A 17,432-nucleotide genomic window follows, 5' to 3' on the forward strand; every position below is an offset into this window, starting at 1 on the left:
GTGGTGCACGCCGGGGCGAAGTGAGGGTTCAGGAACGGGCTGTGCCGGGCGGAGTGTGGTGCTCGCACAGGGCGCCCAGGAAGTGCTCGATGGGCACATCGAAGGTGTGGGCGAGGGCGTGCCAGGTGGTAACACTGCCGGTGGTGCGGCCGTGTTCGAGGTCGATGAGGGTGCGCCGGGCCAGACCGCTGTGGTCGGCGAGTTCGTCGAAGGTCCAGCCGCGCTCGGCCCGCAGGCGCGCGAGCACAACGCGCAGCGCAGTGAGGTCGGGGGCGGGCGGCAAGATCGTCACCCCACCATCCGACGGTGCAGACCCCTGCCCCGTCAGTGCGGGTTTCTGCACTTTCGCCGGGCGGAGCGGGTGAAGCGAGCTTCGCAGTGCGGGAAACTGCACTACGGTGCGTCCGTCTCGGGGGCCTGTCACGGTGAGCCCCCGCCACGGCGCGAACGGACAGGAGGACGACCAGCCCATGAGGCTCGGTGGCGCGCATGCCGCAGTGCGGCGCATCTGGACAGTGGAGCTGCGTCCGCGGGCGGGCGGCCCCACGCTCGTCTGCCCCTCCTGCACCGCCCACACCTCTCCCCTTACGGCCTCCTCCGCGCGGTCCGCCGCCCTGGCACATCTGGCCTGCCATGCCCGCGCCGACGCACTGCCGGCGTATCTGCGTAGCTGCCAGTGCCGGGTGCAGGGCTGTTTGTGGCATCCGCGTCGCCGGGGGTGCGGCGGTCCGGTGCTACTGGCCCTCACCCGCGACCGCAGCGGCCGCACCTGGCGACTGGCCGACACCTGCGCGGCCTGCGCGGCGGCGACCAGCCATACCGCCGTGGTGCCGGACACGCTGGTCAACTCTCCCCGGCCGCTTCCCTCTGCCTGCGCGCCGCCGCAGCCGCTGGTCGGGCTCCGGGTGGAGTCCGACCAGCGGCTGCGGGTGCGGGAGATGCTCACCTACCTCGGCGCCGCGCTGCCCCGGTTCACCTCCCCCGCCGCCCGGCTGCTGGGCCTGCAGTGCGCCCTTCGCACCAACAGCCGCGGGCATGTCCGGCTGCCGACGGGTCTGCTGCGCGGCATGCGCATGGGCGGGCACCGGGAGCTGTGGCAGGAGCTGGCCCACGCCGGCTGGCTGGAGCCGCCGGCCGTCAGGTCGGTGCCCGTGCAGGTGCGGCTGCTCGATGCCGCGGTCCTGGACCTGGCGCCCGGTCGCCGTGCCCGCTGCCGCGCCGCCCACTGGGCGCTGCGTCCCGCCCCGTTGGCCTTGCCGGCCGCGCCGCCCGCCCTGCGGCTGACCGCTCTGGTGCTGGCCGCACACACGTCCGTCGATGCCGAACACAGCGCCGATATGGACGTCCTCGCCCGCCTGTGCGGGCACAACCCGCAGCAGACCGGAGAGCTTCTCGACCGGCTGGTGACCACCCGCACACTGGGAGCCTGGCACCACAACCGGGAGACCGACGAGGTGCTTTGGCACCTGCCCCAGCCTCGTGCACGAGCCCGCCCTGCGGTACGGCCCCGCCGCCACCAGGCACCGCGGTGTTGAGGCCGGCTCCGGGCAGAGGACAGGAAGATCGCACCGCCCCTCGTCAGGGGCAGTACATATGGTGGCCGCGGTGCGGCCCGCAAAGAGACCGCTCGTGCGGAGGGGCAAAGGGCGTTGGCCAGTGTGCAGATCACGGACAAGAACCGGTTGTCGACGGTGAAGCCGGACTTGGCCGCAACGCTGGACGCCGAGAAGTCGGGAATCACGGCGGATGAACTCACGGTAGGAGCCAGCCGGAAGGTCTGGTGGCGCTGCCCGGACTTCCCTGACGATCACGACGGGTGGGAAGCCGTCGTGGGAACCGCACGGGAGGCTTCCGCAAGCGCTATGGCACTGGCTGCCCGGACTGCCGCCTGGTCAAAACGTCCGCGCAGGAGCTGCGCCTGAAGGCGGAACTCAGCACTGTCCTTCCCATCGACCCCAGCCGTGGCGCCATACGTACCACCCGCGTCGAGCATGTCGACATGGTCATCGAGGCCGACAGCCTGCGTCTCGTCCTGGAGTTCGACGGCTCCTACTTCCACGGGACCGCCGACTCACGGCGCAAGGACAGCATGAAGTCCCAGCGGCTGCGCTCCGCCGGCTGGACCGTGGTGCGTATCCGTGAGGACCCCCTCAGCCTCCTCGACAGCGCCTATGACGTCGTGGTCGGCTTCGTCGCCGAGCCCGAGGAGGCCGCGGCCGACGTCCTGGACCACCTGGCGCAGCTCGGCCTGGTCGATGCTGGTGCAGCCGAGCGCTACCGGGCCCTTGCCGCTCCGCAAGGTGCCGCGACGGCGCGTGAATGGATCCGCGAACGGATCGGCGAGCAGGCGCTGAAGATCGAGTACACGGCGCACAACGATGCCTGGGACTCCATGTTCGAGGCCCTGGTGGCCTATGCCGCCGATGCCGGCAACTGCTACCCCACCGATGATGTGGCTGTCGACGGCCGGAGTCTGGGCAGATGGAGCCGCAAGCAGAGGGGCTTGCAGCGCCAGGGACGCCTGCGGCCGGATCGGGTCGAGCGGCTGGCCGCCATCCCCACCTGGTCCAGCGGCACCGCGCACGAAGCCGGCTTCTGGTCCCGGTACCGTGCCTACCTTCGGCGTGCCGAGGCCACGGATCCGGACGAGCGCGAGAAGGCGATGCCGGGCCGCGAGGCCACCGTGTGGGCGAATAACCTCCGCAGCCGACGCGAAGACCTGGTCGCGCACGGCCGCGACCTGCCGGACGACCAGCTCAAGGCCCTGGAGGAGATACCCGGCTGGTCCTGGGCCCCCTTCGGTGACAGCCATACGGCGAAGGTTCAGCTGATGCAGCAGTTCGTCACCACCACCGGTCGGTCCGTCGCATCCATCAAGCAACGCGAAGAGTGGAACGGCCACCTCATCGGGATCTGGCTGAATTCCTGGCGCACCAACCGTGGCAGGCTCTTGGACTCGCAGAAGGTCGATCTGGAGGCGCTGGCGGGATGGACATGGGGCCAGCGGGGCGATCAGTGGGAGGCGATGTTCCGGCAGCTCACGGACTTCGGCACAGCACACGGCCAGCTGCGGCCGAGCCTGCCCCTCGGCAGCGAGCAGGAGAGGACGCTCGCCCGGTGGAAGCGCAACCAGAAAAACCGTCTCCAGGGGCGCGACGACGCCAGGGCCAACGCACTCCGCGCGCTGCTCGCCCGGTACGGGGAGGAACTCGCCTGAACCGGCCAGCGGGGCGTACCGGCCGGCTATCACGCCCAGTTGCTTGAGCACTCAGGCGCAGATGCCGGAGCGCGTGGAAGAGTACCGCCCCGGTCAGTAGTCGACGTCGAGGTAGTCGATGTCGGTGAAGTCCACCAGCAGGCCGTGTGCGCGCCGTCCGCGGTCTTTGAAGTAGATCTCCTGGAGTCCTTCGGCCACGATGTCCCGCAGCTGTTGCTCGGTGGCTCCGGCGGCGTGGGCGTCGAAGAGCCGTGCGGCGTAGGCCGGGGGCAGGCCTTGGGTGATGGGCCGCAGCCGCGGGTCGTCGGTGGTGCCCGGGGCGGCGGTGAATCCGAAGCGTGCCCGGGTGTCGATGATGATGCCCCCGGTCGTGGCGGCCTGCTTTCTGGCCCGGTCGCGAACCCGGGGCTGCCACCGTTTGCGGACCTCGTCGGCGAGCCGTTCCGCGAGGTGGCGGCGGGGCTGCTTGAGCTGTCCGGTGAGGTACCGCTCGACGGTGCGCTGGGTGACGCCCAGCAGGTCGGCTGCACCCTTGGTGCCTTTGGTCTGTTTGACCAGGAACTGCATCTGCTTCTGGGCCGACTTCGGCATGGGGCGGGTGAAGTGCGCGGCGTCGGCCTTGGCGAGGCTGTCGGCGATGAGGCCCATCGGGTCTACTCCCCTTCGTCCTGGTCGGCGACGATGCCGGTTTTGATGTGCCGGGCGATGTTCACGTCCGGGCCGTGCTCCTCGAGCAGGCCCTCGGCCCACAGCACGCTCTGGGTGCCCTCGTGTTTGACCATCCCGGGCGAGACGCCGAGCCGGAATCCGCCGGGCAGGGGTTTGCCGTCCTGGTAGGGCAGGAAGTCGAGGGGGCTGGGGCCGTCGGAGGGGTACACGGCGCAGTCGGAGAGGATCGCGACCGGGTACAGGTCCGCGTGGGTGGCGAGCTTGAGCATCTTGCGGTGCATGTTGACGCGGGCGCTTGCGATGACCGCGGCGCGGATGTCGGGGCGCCAGGTCGGGCGGGCGAGCGCGGGCCAGGGCTCGCCCGGCCGCCAGCCGCCGCTGCGGGCCCGCTCGCGCAGTTTGCCGAGACCGCCTTTGACGGTGGCCTTGATGGCGCTGAGCACGGCGGCGAGGACGGGGTCGGTGTGCTGGTGGCCGGCCATCGCGGCCAGGAACTGCTCCTCCGGCATGCCGGGGGTGATGCCGAGGTCGGCCATCGTGGCGATGTAGGCGTCGCGCAGCCGGGTGTACCAGGCATCCAGGTAGGGGCCGTGCTCGTAGCGCAGGTAGGCCTCAAGGGGGATGACGGAGTAGCCGAGTTCGACGGCGTAGGCGACGGTCGGGGTGGCGTACCAGGCCGGGCCGGTGGGGCGTTCGCCGTGCGGGGTGAACGGGCTGGGCAGGCGCTCGTCGAGGCGGATGTGGGAGAGGTCGACCAGCCAGGAGCCGGGCAGCTTCGCGTCGAAGACTGGCCGATGGACGTGGACGGGGGCGGACAGGCCGACGGTGAGCCGGTTGGCGGCCGCGGCGAAGGCCATGTTGACGTCGATGCCGACCACGTAGGGCTTCATGCATTCCGCGTCCGTCAGCGGCCGGGACCACTGGTAGGCCTCTTCGTCCAGCACCTGGTCGGGGGTGCGCTGGTGGAAGCGGGGATACAGGGCGGCGACGGCCGGGTGTCCGTCGGGGGCCTCGGGCGGGGCGCACTCCACCGCCTCGGTCAGCGAGCCGGGCACCGGGCCGGAGACCCAGTTCCCGGTGGCGGGGTCCTTCACCGCGCGGGTGGGCGGGCGCAGCGCGGTCATCAGTTCCAGGCCGGTGACGGCGGTAGAGCCGCAGGGGGTGAGCACGCGGGTGGCGTAGGTGCCGAGCAGGCGGGCGAGTTCGGCCGGCTCCAGCTGGCCGGCTGTCCCCCAGGAACGGGTGTCGAGGGCGCCCCAGGGCAGGATGGCGAGCTGCACGCACTGGCGGCGCCCGTCCTGGGCCGGCCGGTAGATACGCGGCCAGGGGCCGAACCCACGGCGCGTCAGCTTCCACTTCGCACCGTCGAGTTGACGCACCACTGGATGATCGTCGGGCAGGCGCAGGCTCCGGCGGTCCTCCAGCTGGGCGGGCAGGCCGAAGCGGGCAGTTGCCTGAGCGGTGAGGACGATCAGCGGGTCAAAGTCCTTGCCGTGCCGGCGCAGCCTCTCCGCACCCAGCCCGGACTGACGCAGCACCCAGTCAGCCAGCTGCGGGATCGTGGCCGCGGGGCACTCCAGCAGCACCCCGCCCAGGCAGTAGGCGGTGCCGTCCCCGTCCAGCACCGCCAGCGGCCCGTTGGGAAACCGTGCGTCGGCAGCACGCGTTGGCCCGCTCGATCGAGCAGGACGTGCCGTCGGCGCCGGCGTGTTCTGAGTCGAGGACTCAGAAGGCGGTTTCGGTTGAGCCGCGGGCCGGCTGGAGGGCGGGGAGGGGGCGGGATGGCGCTGAGCGAGCCCCTCGAGCAGACGGCGGTATGCCTCGCGGCGCTCCCCCTTCGGCTCGGCCCGGCCGTCCTCCCACGCCTCGATGCTCGGCACGCGCGTACCGAGGGCCTGAGCGATGGCGGCCCGGGTCAGCCCGGCCGCCTCACGCAGTCTTACCCGCTCGGCCGGCAAAGGCAGCACGGTACCGTCATCGACGGCGGCAAGCAGCGAGTCGACAGCGGCGAACAGTTCCTGCGGCTGGTCCGTCATCTGAGCTTCCCCCCTTCTTACCTGACGCCCTGGCGGATCTCTTCGAGGCGGGTCATCAGCCGCTGATAGCGCTGGGAGGCAGCCTGCTGCGAGTTCAGCCCCTGATGCTGCGCGATCTGGCGCCAGTCCATGTCACGGCGCCTGGCCTCGATGACCACTTGGGACTCCAACCGGTCCAGCTGATGCCGCATGTCTTCGAACAGGCTGAGCGCCGCACCGAGATCATCCGAGGTCACGTCCGCCGCACGGCCGCCGGTTTGCTGGTGGTTGGCGGCAGCCATCAGTAGCCGCCCCAGCAGGGCGGCATCACGTTCCAGGCTGCGCGCCGGAGCCCACTGAGCGGTGGGGTCCGGCGCGAGGGCGGACAAACGCCGCCGGGCCTCATCACGAGCATCACGTGCCATGTGCCCAGCTTACCTCATTACTCAATGAAACAACGTATTGTTGTTTCATTGGGTATGGGCGGTGTTCAGGGGCATGCACCGAGCTGCGGGACGCAGTGAAGCATCCTCATGCCCTCGATCGTGTCGGTCACTTGGTGGTCGCAGTGCTGCAGCAGATGCCTGAGGTCCTCCGGGAGATCGGCGTGGTGGATCAGGATGAGTGCTACCCGGGTGGTGCGGTGCAGATGGACCAGGTCGGCCCACATGCCCATGTGCATGAGATGGGTGCGCAGCAACGTCACCGTGCGGGCGGCCCGCGTCCGGGCCACGGCGTAGGCAGCCTGGTGCTCACGCTTCCCATGAACCAGTGAGGACCCCTCGGGAAGCGGTGGCCCCTCCCCCAAGGCCTGGCTCAGGTCGTCCCACACCTGTCGCTCGCGGTGGGCGTCGGCGGGATGTACCACCAGGTGACCTGCCGCCGGGTTGTGAAGCTGCAGGGCAGCGCGCGTGAATCCGACGTCATCGCGGCTGTCGACGACCACCCTGACGGGCGGACGCCACGGAGTACGCAGCAGATCCCATGACGGCGGTTCGTGCAGGCCGGGCCCGCACACCAGAAGGTCGACGCTCGTCTCTCCCAGAGCGTTGATGGGATTCACGGCATCCGCCGGCGCCGCCGTGTCACGGCTGTCCGGGATGAGCATGTGCGCTGTTCACCGGCATGGGGCACGAGGTCGCTCATGGCGCCCCCGGAGTAAGTCGTGTGACGTGATACCGCGCTCGACTGGACTTCCGTCGCACCTCGGCTGCTTGCGGACGAGCGGGGGACGGGCCCGTCCGTCCTCAGGGCGCGGAAGAGGTCTTCGCGCAGGGTGCGTACGAGCGGAAACCGGGCCGTGACCAGATCACTTGCTCGCGTGCGGTGCTGCGGAGCGCCAGGGGAGCGGCGGGTGTCCTGCCGGCGTCGGCGTTTCCATAATGTCACGTCATACCGCCGGCCTTGATGGCGTCATCGATCGCGGCCTTGGCCGTGCTCGGTGCGGGGGTCGGCACCAGGCGGGCTTGGTCGGGCCGGCTGCCAGGAGTGCCGGCCTCTTTCCGGTCGGCCGGGTAGAGAAGCCATGTCAGGGATCCCTGGTGATCGGAGCGGCCTGCCGACGGCGGAGCCGGAGCCGCGGGACGGGCGTCATGGGGTGGCGAGAGCGGCCTGGGCGCCGGTGAGCACCGTGGCGGATTCGGGCGGGTATCCAATCATCGGGGAGGCGGTCAGGCCCAGGGCGAACAGCAGGTCGGGGTGGGGGGCTGGCGGGCCGATGGGGGCCAGCAGGCGCCGGTTGGTCAGGCGCGGGATCTGAGCGGCCGAGGCGTTGACGGGCAGGCCGAGCACGGTGTGATTGAGCAGGCGGGCTGCGGCGGTGGCCTCGGTGGGGCTGAGTGCTGCGGCGCAGTGCCCGGCGTGGTGCAGGTTGTCGAGCTGGCGGGAGGTCAGCAGCCCGGGCGTGGCGGCCAGATGGATGGTCGTTTCGGTAGAGATCAAGCGTTGCGGGCTGTTGGGCTGGTCGAGATGGGCCTTGAGAGCTGCGGTGGCTCGTGTCAGGCGTGTGGGATTCCATTCCAGGGCGGAGGCGAGGTCGTCGGGGTGGACGGGGCCGGTTTCGATGAGGGCGGCGTGCAGAACGGCGGCCTGGGGGGTGAGTTGCGGGTTGCGGCGAGGGCCCGCGCGGGCGGTGCCGGGCTGACAGAGCAGGGATTCGGGTGAGGTGTTCAGGATGCGGGCCAGGGCGATCATCGCCGCGCTGCTGAGGCTCTGCGGGGTGAGACGGGCTTCCCAGTCGGCAGTGGGGATGCCGGTCAGCGCGGTCAGTTCGTCGTCGGCGATCCGGCATTGGGATGCCCGCGCCCGTAGGTAGGGCAGGTCGAAGGCTGCCGAATCCGGAAGGTCGGGTGGGTGCGGGAGCGGGTGGGTCACGGGTGTGCTCTGGGTGCTGGGGGCATGGTGGGCGCCATGGCCGGGACGGGGGTGTTGAGGTGCCAGCAGCGGGCAGCGGTGTGCCAGTCCTCTGTGGGGTGGGGGTGAAGGACGGTGGGGATGTGGAGGCTGACGTCGCGGATGAGGTGGTCGAAGCGTTCGGAGGTGCCGAAGCAGTTGGCGAACAGTCCGAGGTGGTCGGCGGTGCGTGGGGTGCGGCGGCGGAATTCCAGGGCCGCGGCCAGGAGCGGGCGGGCGCGGTGCGGGATGGCGTACATGTGCCGTGGGCCGGGTGGCACGCCGACATTGATCCGGGAGTCGCGGTCGATGGCCAGGACGGTGGCGTGCTCGCCGACGCTGGCGAGCTGGGTCATGGACAGCAGTGACTGGCTGGTGCCGGTGAACAGCAGGGCGGCGACGGCAGCGGCGCGCAGCGGGTTGGGCAGCTGGGTGGTGAGGATGTGCGCCACACGCGGTGTGATCGGCACGGTGGTGATGCCGGGGCCGCCGTGCTTGGCTAGGTCGTCGGGCACGTTGAGCAGGAGGGCTTGGCTGAGGAATCCGGCCTGGGCTCCGCGGATGCGGGCCAGGGTGTGCTGGGGACTGGGGCTGAGGACGGTCAGCCGCGCCAGGAACAGGCGCAGGCCTTCCATGTTCCGCCAGGGGGTGGCCCCGTCCGGACCGGCGTTCTCGGCCTGAGGCGTGTCGGAGGGTGGCGGTGGTGGGGTGTGGCCGGCCAGCCAGGTACGGGCGGCGGCATAGCCGGCTCGGTATTGGCCGTCGGCGTGGGCGAAGTCGAGGTCGTTCTGGCGGCGCCAGCAGTCGGCGCGGAAGGCGGCAACGCCGCTGCGGGGCAGGCTGGGCAGCGGATAGGCGTGGTCGGGCGGGGGCGGGCCGTGGCGTCGGCCGGTGGCGGCCGGGCCGATGGTGTTCAGGATGGTGTCGGTGCCGCGCACGGCGGTGAGGTCGGTCAGGTTGGCGGCGGTGAGGCGTTCGTTGAGGCGCTGTTCGTCGGCCGGGGTGGGTGTGTGGGCGATGAGGATCAGGTGGATACCGGTCTCGGTGCGCCACGTGGCCAGGCGTTTGAGGCGCTCGTGGGTGAGGCGGTGGGCGCGCAGCACGATGGCTTCCGCAAGGCCGGTGTTCAGCGTCCAGCAGGTCACCGCGCGCCAGGCGGGATCGGTGGACATTCGCTCTGCATCGGGGTGGGAGAAGCTGTCGCGGCCCATGGCCCGCAGCAGGTCCAGGGCGAGGTAAGCGAGGCTGCTGGTGTGGGGGGTGGGGTCGGTGGTGATGCGGCCGCGGTGGGGGTGGGCACGCTGGTAGGCGGCGGCGTGGATGGTGCGGTCGTCGTGGGTGTCCAGCAGCAGCGTGACGGGCGGCGGCGCCGGCCCTGTGACGAGGTGGGCGGGTGAGGTCACGGTCATGGCTGGCGTGAGGTGTCGATGCGGCGGATGACCTGCCGCAGCAGGCCGGGGTCGGGGTGGGTGGCGCCGGCGGCGGCCAGGGCGCGCTGGACGTGGTGGGTCAGCAGGGCCCAGCGGCGCAAGGTGCCGTGGGCGAAGCGGCCGTCCAGCATCCGCAGATGATCCGGTGCAACGGTGTGCCACAGCGGGTGCAGGGCGGGAATGATGCGGGCGAGTTGGTCGCCGGCGATCGTCAGGAGGGTCAGCCATGCCGCGGTGCGGGTGTGCAGCATCTGCTGGGCGCGCAGGGCCCGTTCACCGCCCTGTCCGGCGATCAGCACCACGCAGAGTCCACCGGGAAGGTCGTCGTGCAGGAAGCGGAGGTATTCGAAGCAGGTGTCGGGCATCCGGTCGGCTTCGTCGACGACCACGATGTGCGGCCCGGCGTCGAGCGCGCGGCGGATGAGGGAATCGGAGGCCGCCGGGTCGCCGGGTGGTTCGCCTCTCAGCCCGAGGGCGTAGTGCAAGTGAGCGCGCAGATCAGCCGGTCCTGGCCTGGCGCCCAGGCGCAGCAGGAGGTGCGCCTCGGGAAAGCGGGTAAGGGCGGTGGCGTGAACGGCGAAGGTCTTGCCTACGCCGGCGTCGCCCAGCACGCACAGGAAACGCTGCTGACGGTGGGCATCGGCGAGTGCGCGTTGGACTGCCGTGAGGCCGGGAGTCGCGACGGTGCGGGCCCCGGCCAGGCTGAGGAAGTGCAGTTCGCGGGGCGCGGGCTCGTCGGCGAGGGGAAACGGCTGCGTGGCCGCACACCCTTGCGCAGCAGTCTCGGTCAGCATCGGGCCAGGGCCCAGTCGACGATGCGGTCGTCGACCTGCTCGGCGCCGAAGTGCTCCATGCCTTTCAGGACGTGCTTGGTGACTTTGACCCACTCGCGGAAGGAGCCGAGGGTGTACTGGGTGTCGATCCGCTTCAGCAGTGCCTCGTCGACGTCCCGCCACACGGGGTGGGAGTCGGGTACGGCTTTGAGGACCTCGTCCTCGGTCATGGCGAGGATCTCGAGGCGGATGTAGATCCGCGAAGCGAGCGCCGGGTCGCTCTGCAGGGTCTCGTAGGCCTCCCGGCCACCGACGAACATGATGGCGGGCTTGGGATCGCAGTTGTCCCACAGCTTGCGCAGGAACTCGAAGTTCTCCCGCCGGTACTGCTGGGCCTCGTCGCACACGATCACGTACGGGCGCCGCGGCAGAGTCTCGCGCAGCAGTTTGTCGAACGCGGTGGGGGTACCGGGCATCTTGCAGCTGAGGTTCATCTGGTGGAACAGCTCCTCGCGCAGGTCCTTCGGGCCGGGGCGGGAGCGGGCGAAGTCCAGGGGGAGGATCAGGTCCGGGTTCATTTCCTGGATCGTGGCGCGGGTGCTGAAGCTCTTGCCGAGCCCTGCGTCGCCGTAGATCACGGACATGGCCTTCGACTCGACGGTGTCGATGACGGTGTCCTTGATCTGTAACAAGGTGTCGGTGGCGACCAGGGTGGAGTCCTGAAGGCCGAGGAAGAACTGCGGACGCAGGTCAGGCCGGCGGCGCGGTGCCGTGGCGGGCTGGCCCGCGTCCGGCGCAGCGCGGCGTTTGGGCATGTGCTTGCGTTTCGGAGCAGTGGTCATGAGGCGTCGTCCTCCGTTGAAGGAACAGGGCTCTGGCCGGGGCGCCGCCAGGTGGGCGGGAGCGGGGTCAGGGGCTGGTAGGGCTGTACGCGCCGTCGCGGCGGTGTGGATGGGGTGGTGCCCTCCAGTTCGGCGCGTGCCTCCTGCTCCGTCATGCGGATGGCACGGACGGGGAGTTCGGGCTGAGTGGAGGGCAGGTGGCGTTCCCGCCTGCGTTCGGCGGAGCGTTTCAAGGCCTGGCGCAGCACCTCGCTGTGCTCGTCACGGTCGCTGAGGACTGCCTTGCGCATCTCCTCGCTGGCCTCGTTGCTGAGGAAGGCCCGGCCGAGATAGCGGTTGCCACGGAAGGTGTAGAGGTCGATCTCGTGGTCGTGGTGGGGCATCCACCGCACGCGCAGCTCCAGACCGATGCGTCCCACCCCCTTCTCCGGCATGTAGTAGCGGTTGCGGAACTCCACTCCGTGACTGGTGATCTTGTGGATCTTGTTGTCGCTCTCCAGCATGAAGCCGCGCAGTTCTTCCGGGCTGGGCTCGGGCCGGATCTCGGTGGGGTCGCTCAGCCACGCTTCAAGCGGTGTCATCCCAGTTCGTTCAAGGACGTGCTGGGTGTTGTGCTCCTCAACCCACTGGCGCAGCTTGTCGACGAACGCCTGGAAGGCCAGGGGCGGGTCCTGGTCGCCGACGCGGCGACGGTGGTCAAGCAGGGGCGCCTTGGTGTAGCGGGGCAGGTCAGCGAAGAACCGGGTCATGCTGGTGCCGTTCAGCCGCTCGATCCCGCCCTTGTGGCGGGCGCTGCGCACCTTGTGCATCGGCACACCGAGCAGACCGAAGGTCCGCCGGACAGTCTTGGACATGAAGTCGGAGCCACCGTCGACCCGCACCAGGTGCGGCAGCCCGCCGGCGGGCCCGTAGCGCAGCACAGAGGCCCGCACGGCCGCCAGGACCGATCCGCGGTGCGCAGATCCGGCGGTGACCGCCCAGCCCATCACGTTGCTGGTGCCCCGGTCCTCGAACCACGTCACCCACACGTTCGACAGCTTCTTGTCGGGCATCATCACGACGGTCGGGGCCTGCTTATGATCCCCTTCCCACACCTGGTTGCGGGCGACCGCCGGGCGCTGGAAGGCGGGATCGAAACCGCGGGCAGCTGGGATGCCTTCCCGCAGCCCGGCCATGAAACCGGGGTCAAGGTCACGGGCGATGGCGTCGTGCAGCGTGGTCAGGCCGATCGGCCTCTCCCCCGCCCGCTTGGCCTCGCACACCAGATGCTCGTGGGCACGCTTGACGTTGCCCCGGTAGTCGGCGAGGACATCGATGATCTCTTCGGTGATCTTGAAGCGCCTGCGTTCGGGCTTCTCCAGTGAGCCGGTCTCTTCCGCCTCGGCCAGCCAGCGCCACGCCTGCCGCAGACTCACGTCCACCGACTCGGCAATGAGCCTCATGTGCGCGGTGGTCAGCTCCCCCGACTCCCGCAGCCTGAGCATCTGACGAACCGCGGCAGGCCTCAGCTCGTCGCGGGGCCGCCCCAGACCCGTCTCCGACTCATCGTCCACGGTGATCACCGTCGGCGGAACCTGTAAGACCAGCAGGCGAACAGCGGCGCAGCGCTCAAGTACAGCCTCCCCCGGCAGAGATAACACAGGCGGCACGGTCGGGTGCCGCACAGCGTGGACTGAGGCTAAATGCGGCGTGACCGAACCGGAGGAGGCTGTCACTAAAACGAGTGGGCTCTGGGCCGTTTCACCTTCACTCAGCGAGAACATGCGCTATTTGATGCCGGTGATACGGCCAGGCCGGTGCAGGCCGGGCCTGGCCAAGGGCGCCCTTCCGGAGTCCTTCCCCCGTGGCCTGTACTGCTTTGCATGGAGTGCCGCACTGACCGTACATGCACCCAACTCACCAACAGGAACGCGGGAACGCCCCTGGCTGCCCGTAGCCCGTGGCCCTGTCTACAGCCGTCGATGCCACATGGGACACCTGCGCTCCCAGGTCCTCCACCGGTCCAGGTCATCGTCGACCCCGTGGACGACCCTGCGCTCATGCGTGCGGCGCTGCTGGCTCATGCACCCGAAGCGGGGCGGATAACCGTTCACCTTGCGCCCTCGCGGTATCCCTCACGCATGCTCTTTCAAGAGATGCTTACCCAACTGGGCAAGAATCCGTATTGGAGATCGAGCAACGAGGCCGCTGACACGCTGCGGGGGCAGGCCTTTATTTGGATCACCGCGTTGGGGATCAGGCATGTCATCTTCTGTCGCGCCCACAACAGTCGGTGGAACCGAGTCTGGGAAGCCCTGCTCGCGCTGCGCCGATCCGCGAACTTGCGTCTCACCGTACTGTGGCACCAGCCTTGGACCGGCACCCCACATCTGGCCCGCGTGCCACACCGGGTGATCAAGGCCCGGTCCGCCGCGCGGGTGGCCTTGCTGAATACGCCACAACCTCAGCGCCCAACAGAGAGTGGAACATCGCTGAAGGTGAAAGCAGTAAGCCGGCCTTTGCCAGAGCCTGTGTTCTCCGACGCCTTACCAGGACACGCAGCGCCAAGCGGCCGCATGGATGAGCCGTTCTGTCCAGGCGCCGACACCATCCAGTATTCTCCGTCACGCCCGAACGGCCTGCGGATACAGCCCAGCCCAGAGGTTATCGCCGGCCTGCTGCAGATCGCCGACCCGGCAATCGCCGCGATCTTGACAGCCGCAACTGTCACCGGCCTTGGTCTGCGCACACTCTCCAACACCCGAACCTGCGACGTATCCGTAGCCGGCGACTTGCTCAAGACACATGGAGGCGTCGGCTACGACTCTCACGGGCAGTGCGCACTGCATATGATGCCGCGATGGGCCCAGCCAGTCCTCAGAGCAGGTCGGCTCGAATGCCTCACGCACTACCAGCACCCATTCGGCTACGCCAAGAAGTACGAGAAAATGCTTCAGAACGCCGCCCGCGAGATTGGGCTTTCCCTACCGACCGCGTGATCCCGAGTGATCACGAGGCAGCCGCTGACGACTATTGCAGGTACTGAACACCGGATCCGATGTGCTCCACCAAAGCAAGCCCGTCACTGCGACTTTGCCACACAGAAGCCCTCACCAGCACCCAGCGGCCACGCTTGCATGCTCAAGTGAGCATCCGTCAGAGCCAGCAGAAGGAGATTCGACAAAGGCGACACCGGCCAACACGGATTCATGTCACGGCGAAGCGCGAACGGATGCCACCATGATCGACCAGCTAAACCGCCCGTGACTTGCTCACATACAACTCCCGGCAAGTGACACACGAAGCCGAACGTCTCGGTGACACCTTCCCCGAACCTCACATTGGATTCCGCTGGGCATCCGTTGCGAAAGCGCCCGCCCGGGACGGCGAACACGAGACCGTGGTGGAGTCACCCATCACCCCGGCCTGCTGCGGACCGCTCCCCTGCCCGGAGAGACGACCTCGTCGCTGATCTGCCGCATCGCGAGCCGCTACGGGATGGAAGCGAAGGTGTTGCGGTCGTGCTGGCACTGGCGCAACTACCAGCCTGGGCACGACGGCGGGGGCGCGCGGGCCGACGCCGAGGTGCTGCTGAACGCAGCCGGACGGCAGCTCCTGGCAGGCCTGTGCGGCGTCACCGAAGAAGTGCTGGCGCGGGCGTTGCCGTCCTGGGAACAGGAGGACGCCAAGCTGCCCGCCGAAGAAGACCAAGTGCCGACAGCAGCGTGGCGGATCGGCGGCGCGATCACCGGGGCGGCGGCATTCGGCTGCCGCCTGTGCACGGCCCGGCGTACGGGGACGGCCGTGCGGGTCGTGCGGTACACACCGCGGTGGGAGCGGGTGTGTGTCCGGCACGGGCGGTGGCTGCTGGACGCGGACGCCGACCAGCCCCTTGAGCACCTCGACCTGCGGGATCTGCCGGAGGTGGTCCAGGCGCAGCGGCGGTGGGCCGGTGTGGCGCGGCGTGCGGTGCGGGCCGGGGCCGAGCCGGCAAGGGTGTTCGCCCTGGCGCATGCGGTGGTGGCCCGGTGGTGGGAGCAGGCTCTGCATTGGGAGCGGGAGACAACCTGGCCGCGGCGTCTGCACCAGGTCGCGGGTGGTGACGCCGGGGGTGATCTGGAGCGGTGGCGGATCGCGGGGCGGGACGCGGTCGTCTTCCCCGAGGTGGTGGCCGTTGCCGACGCGCTGCTGGACCCGGCCATGGCCGAGCTGGCGTGGTTGCACAGCGGTGCCGGGCGACCGCGGGCGCTGCCCGCCGACGGGATGTTCTGCCGTCGGCTCGGTGAGCGGGTCAGCCGGCCGTGGCTGGGGCCGCTGGCTGCGACCGACTACGGCGGCCCGCTGACCTCCTGGATGGGCAGCGTCATCCGCCTGCGCCGCGGCGCCGGCGGACCTCCCGGATACGACAACGACCCGTGGTGGCTGCGCCAGGAGCACCAGAGCGCGACCATGGCCGGACAACTGCGCGTGCTGGGCAAGGAGAAGAAGGCGCCCGGCTCGGGGGGGATGTGGCGCGCGACGGTACCCGCCGAACAGCGCACGCTGATCACCCGGGCGATCGAGAGCGCCGAGGAACAGCTGCTCCAGCTGCGCGGGGTGCAGACCGGGCCGACCGCCGACGTCGCACGAGAGCTTCTGCGCAGCCTCCGCCACAGCGCCGGCCTGATCGAGAACGCCTGGAAGCGGACCGCCCTGGCGGCGGCGAACGCCGGGATGCCTCTGGAAGAGGTGGCCCAGTGGGCGGACATGTCTCCCGACGCCTTGATGAACATGCTGACGACCGGCCAGGAAGACAGCGGCTGAAGGACCGTCCGGCAAGCGCGGAGCAGCTACCAGAAGGGGGCCCGTCTACCGTTAGCGCACGCGGTACCCGTTCGTGGCAGGAATCCCCAAAACCAGGTGGCTGCAGGCGGATACGGCTTGGCTGAAGCAGGTGATCAACGCAAATACGGCCGGGCCAGGAAGCCGGGCAGGGCGGGTGGCGGCCGCTCGTCCTACCGGGTTCGAGGCGGTCTTTCTCGACCCCGTCGGGCAGGTGGTCCAGCAGCGGTGGGCGGACGCCGCCCTTACGGTGGCGTTCGAGGACCTAGCGCCGGTGTCCGCGTTCCCGGTGATCCCGGGGCGGCGGTGGGGACCGGGCCTGTGGTGGTCGGCCACGACCGGACGGCACGTGGCCGCCGACTCCAACGCGATGCGTATCCAGCTGATGCTCCTCGACCGCGATCCGGACGTGACCGCCCTGGCGGGGCGGCCGGTACGGCTGCTGTGGCACAACTCCCGCGGACAGGTGCGTTCCTGGGTGCCGCAACTCTTCGCCCGCTACACCGACGGCACCGCCCTCCTCGCCGACTGCCCCAGCCACCCCGACGCCAGCGGCGAACGCGCGATGAAGGCCGCCGAGGCCGTGACGGAAGCGTGCGCGCACATCGGCTGGACCTACCGCCGCCTCCCACCGCTCGACGACATTCTGGCCGCCAACCTGAAATGGCTGGCCGGCTACCGCCATCCCCGCAACGCCGGCCGCCTGGGCCTGACGGCGGCAGTCCTCGAGGCGTTCGCGCGGCCGCGGCCGCTGCTGGAAGGCGCCGAAGCCGCCGGCGACCCGATCGCAGTCCTGCCCGCCGTCTTTAACGCCCTGTGGCACAGACAGCTGACGACACCGCTGGAAACACCACTGCACGAACACACCCTCGTCGGCCCGCGAGGCTGGAGCGGCCCCGGAAAGACGGGAGGTGCCGGGTGACCACGCGGCGCAATGCCCGGCCGGCCGTGAAAGTCGGAGCTCACGTCCGGTTCCGCGGCGTGAAGTGGCAGGTAGTCGCCCTGTCCGGGCAGGACATCCACCTCCTCGGCCCGGACGGCGGCGGTGAGGCCGTACTCACCGGGCACCTGTTCGCCGACCCCGGCTTCACCGTCGTCGGGGCCAACGTGCCCCAAGCGGCCCCGCAGTGGGGGCTGTTCGAGACCGCCCCCGCCGCGGCGCGCAAGAAGGCACTGGCCTGGCAGCGGCACGTGAGAGAGGTTGAATGCGGTCTTGCCGGCGGACCCGGCAGCGAAGGAGCCGTACGGCCGCAGTACGACCCCGAACAGCACACGCTGGCCCAGCGCGAGCAGGC

Annotated in this window: 16 protein-coding genes; 6 read left to right on the top strand and 10 right to left on the bottom strand. The window is 69.9% G+C overall.

Annotation, left to right across the window (positions count from 1 at the left end; genetic code table 11):
- Nucleotides 1–28: 28 nt before the first annotated feature.
- Nucleotides 29–292, bottom strand: a complete 264-nt coding sequence (locus ACQEVY_RS00110) for a helix-turn-helix transcriptional regulator (RefSeq protein ID WP_053744018.1) — start codon at nt 290–292, stop codon at nt 29–31.
- A gap of 178 nt (nt 293–470) precedes the next feature.
- On the opposite strand from ACQEVY_RS00110, the gene ACQEVY_RS00115 reads away from it, so the two are divergent.
- The 3 genes from ACQEVY_RS00115 to ACQEVY_RS00125 all read left to right on the top strand — a co-directional run bounded on the left by ACQEVY_RS00115 (nt 471) and on the right by ACQEVY_RS00125 (nt 3,217).
- Nucleotides 471–1,535, top strand: coding sequence for a hypothetical protein (locus tag ACQEVY_RS00115; RefSeq protein ID WP_432943472.1), 1,065 nt, complete (start codon nt 471–473; stop codon nt 1,533–1,535).
- 156 nt (nt 1,536–1,691) lie between these two features.
- A complete protein-coding gene (locus ACQEVY_RS00120) occupies nt 1,692–1,922 on the top strand; it encodes a zinc-ribbon domain-containing protein (RefSeq protein ID WP_432954987.1) in 231 nt (76 codons plus the stop codon).
- Nucleotides 1,817–3,217 (top strand): Helicase associated domain protein, encoded by a 1,401-nt coding sequence (locus ACQEVY_RS00125; protein WP_432943474.1) that lies wholly within the window; start codon nt 1,817–1,819, stop codon nt 3,215–3,217. Before ACQEVY_RS00120 ends, ACQEVY_RS00125 begins: the two co-directional genes overlap by 106 nt.
- Before the next feature lie 93 nt (nt 3,218–3,310).
- Here ACQEVY_RS00125 and tpg read toward each other — a convergent pair whose 3' ends face one another.
- The 9 genes from tpg to ACQEVY_RS00170 all read right to left on the bottom strand — a co-directional run bounded on the left by tpg (nt 3,311) and on the right by ACQEVY_RS00170 (nt 12,890).
- Nucleotides 3,311–3,865, bottom strand: a complete 555-nt coding sequence (tpg, locus tag ACQEVY_RS00130) for a telomere-protecting terminal protein Tpg (RefSeq protein ID WP_432943476.1) — start codon at nt 3,863–3,865, stop codon at nt 3,311–3,313.
- Between the two features lie 5 nt (nt 3,866–3,870).
- Nucleotides 3,871–5,922, bottom strand: a complete 2,052-nt coding sequence (gene tap, locus ACQEVY_RS00135) for a telomere-associated protein Tap (RefSeq protein ID WP_432943478.1) — start codon at nt 5,920–5,922, stop codon at nt 3,871–3,873.
- 17 nt (nt 5,923–5,939) lie between these two features.
- Nucleotides 5,940–6,326, bottom strand: coding sequence for a hypothetical protein (locus ACQEVY_RS00140; RefSeq protein WP_432943480.1), 387 nt, complete (start codon nt 6,324–6,326; stop codon nt 5,940–5,942).
- 65 nt (nt 6,327–6,391) lie between these two features.
- Nucleotides 6,392–7,009, bottom strand: a complete 618-nt coding sequence (locus tag ACQEVY_RS00145; RefSeq protein WP_432943482.1) for a hypothetical protein — start codon at nt 7,007–7,009, stop codon at nt 6,392–6,394.
- A gap of 482 nt (nt 7,010–7,491) precedes the next feature.
- Nucleotides 7,492–8,274 carry a hypothetical protein gene (locus ACQEVY_RS00150; RefSeq protein WP_432943484.1) on the bottom strand — a complete coding sequence of 261 codons (783 nt, stop codon included), beginning with the start codon at nt 8,272–8,274 and terminating at the stop codon, nt 7,492–7,494.
- Nucleotides 8,271–9,701 carry a hypothetical protein gene (locus ACQEVY_RS00155; RefSeq protein WP_432943486.1) on the bottom strand — a complete coding sequence of 477 codons (1,431 nt, stop codon included), beginning with the start codon at nt 9,699–9,701 and terminating at the stop codon, nt 8,271–8,273. The genes ACQEVY_RS00150 and ACQEVY_RS00155 overlap by 4 nt, the downstream gene beginning before the upstream one ends.
- The gene (locus ACQEVY_RS00160) at nt 9,698–10,516 is read right to left on the bottom strand and encodes an AAA family ATPase (protein WP_432943488.1); all 819 of its coding nucleotides are present in this window, start codon (nt 10,514–10,516) and stop codon (nt 9,698–9,700) included. The genes ACQEVY_RS00155 and ACQEVY_RS00160 overlap by 4 nt, the downstream gene beginning before the upstream one ends.
- Nucleotides 10,510–11,337 carry an AAA family ATPase gene (locus tag ACQEVY_RS00165; RefSeq protein ID WP_432943490.1) on the bottom strand — a complete coding sequence of 276 codons (828 nt, stop codon included), beginning with the start codon at nt 11,335–11,337 and terminating at the stop codon, nt 10,510–10,512. Before ACQEVY_RS00165 ends, ACQEVY_RS00160 begins: the two co-directional genes overlap by 7 nt.
- A complete protein-coding gene (locus ACQEVY_RS00170) occupies nt 11,334–12,890 on the bottom strand; it encodes a Mu transposase C-terminal domain-containing protein (protein ID WP_432943492.1) in 1,557 nt (518 codons plus the stop codon). The genes ACQEVY_RS00165 and ACQEVY_RS00170 overlap by 4 nt, the downstream gene beginning before the upstream one ends.
- A 468-nt stretch (nt 12,891–13,358) precedes the next feature.
- Between ACQEVY_RS00170 and ACQEVY_RS00175 the strand changes: the two genes are divergently transcribed.
- The 3 genes from ACQEVY_RS00175 (at nt 13,359) to ACQEVY_RS00185 (ending at nt 17,059) form a co-directional block, all read left to right on the top strand.
- Nucleotides 13,359–14,315 carry a hypothetical protein gene (locus tag ACQEVY_RS00175; RefSeq protein ID WP_432943493.1) on the top strand — a complete coding sequence of 319 codons (957 nt, stop codon included), beginning with the start codon at nt 13,359–13,361 and terminating at the stop codon, nt 14,313–14,315.
- A gap of 499 nt (nt 14,316–14,814) precedes the next feature.
- Nucleotides 14,815–16,119: a DNA-binding protein gene (locus tag ACQEVY_RS00180; protein ID WP_432943495.1), complete on the top strand. Its 1,305-nt coding sequence runs from the start codon at nt 14,815–14,817 to the stop codon at nt 16,117–16,119.
- A gap of 175 nt (nt 16,120–16,294) precedes the next feature.
- Complete coding sequence (locus tag ACQEVY_RS00185) at nt 16,295–17,059, top strand: TnsA-like heteromeric transposase endonuclease subunit (RefSeq protein ID WP_432954989.1); 765 nt, start codon at nt 16,295–16,297, stop codon at nt 17,057–17,059.
- Nucleotides 17,060–17,432: the final 373 nt, after the last annotated feature.

The organism is Streptomyces sp. CA-288835, from assembly GCF_050936385.1.
Lineage (GTDB): Bacteria > Actinomycetota > Actinomycetes > Streptomycetales > Streptomycetaceae > Streptomyces.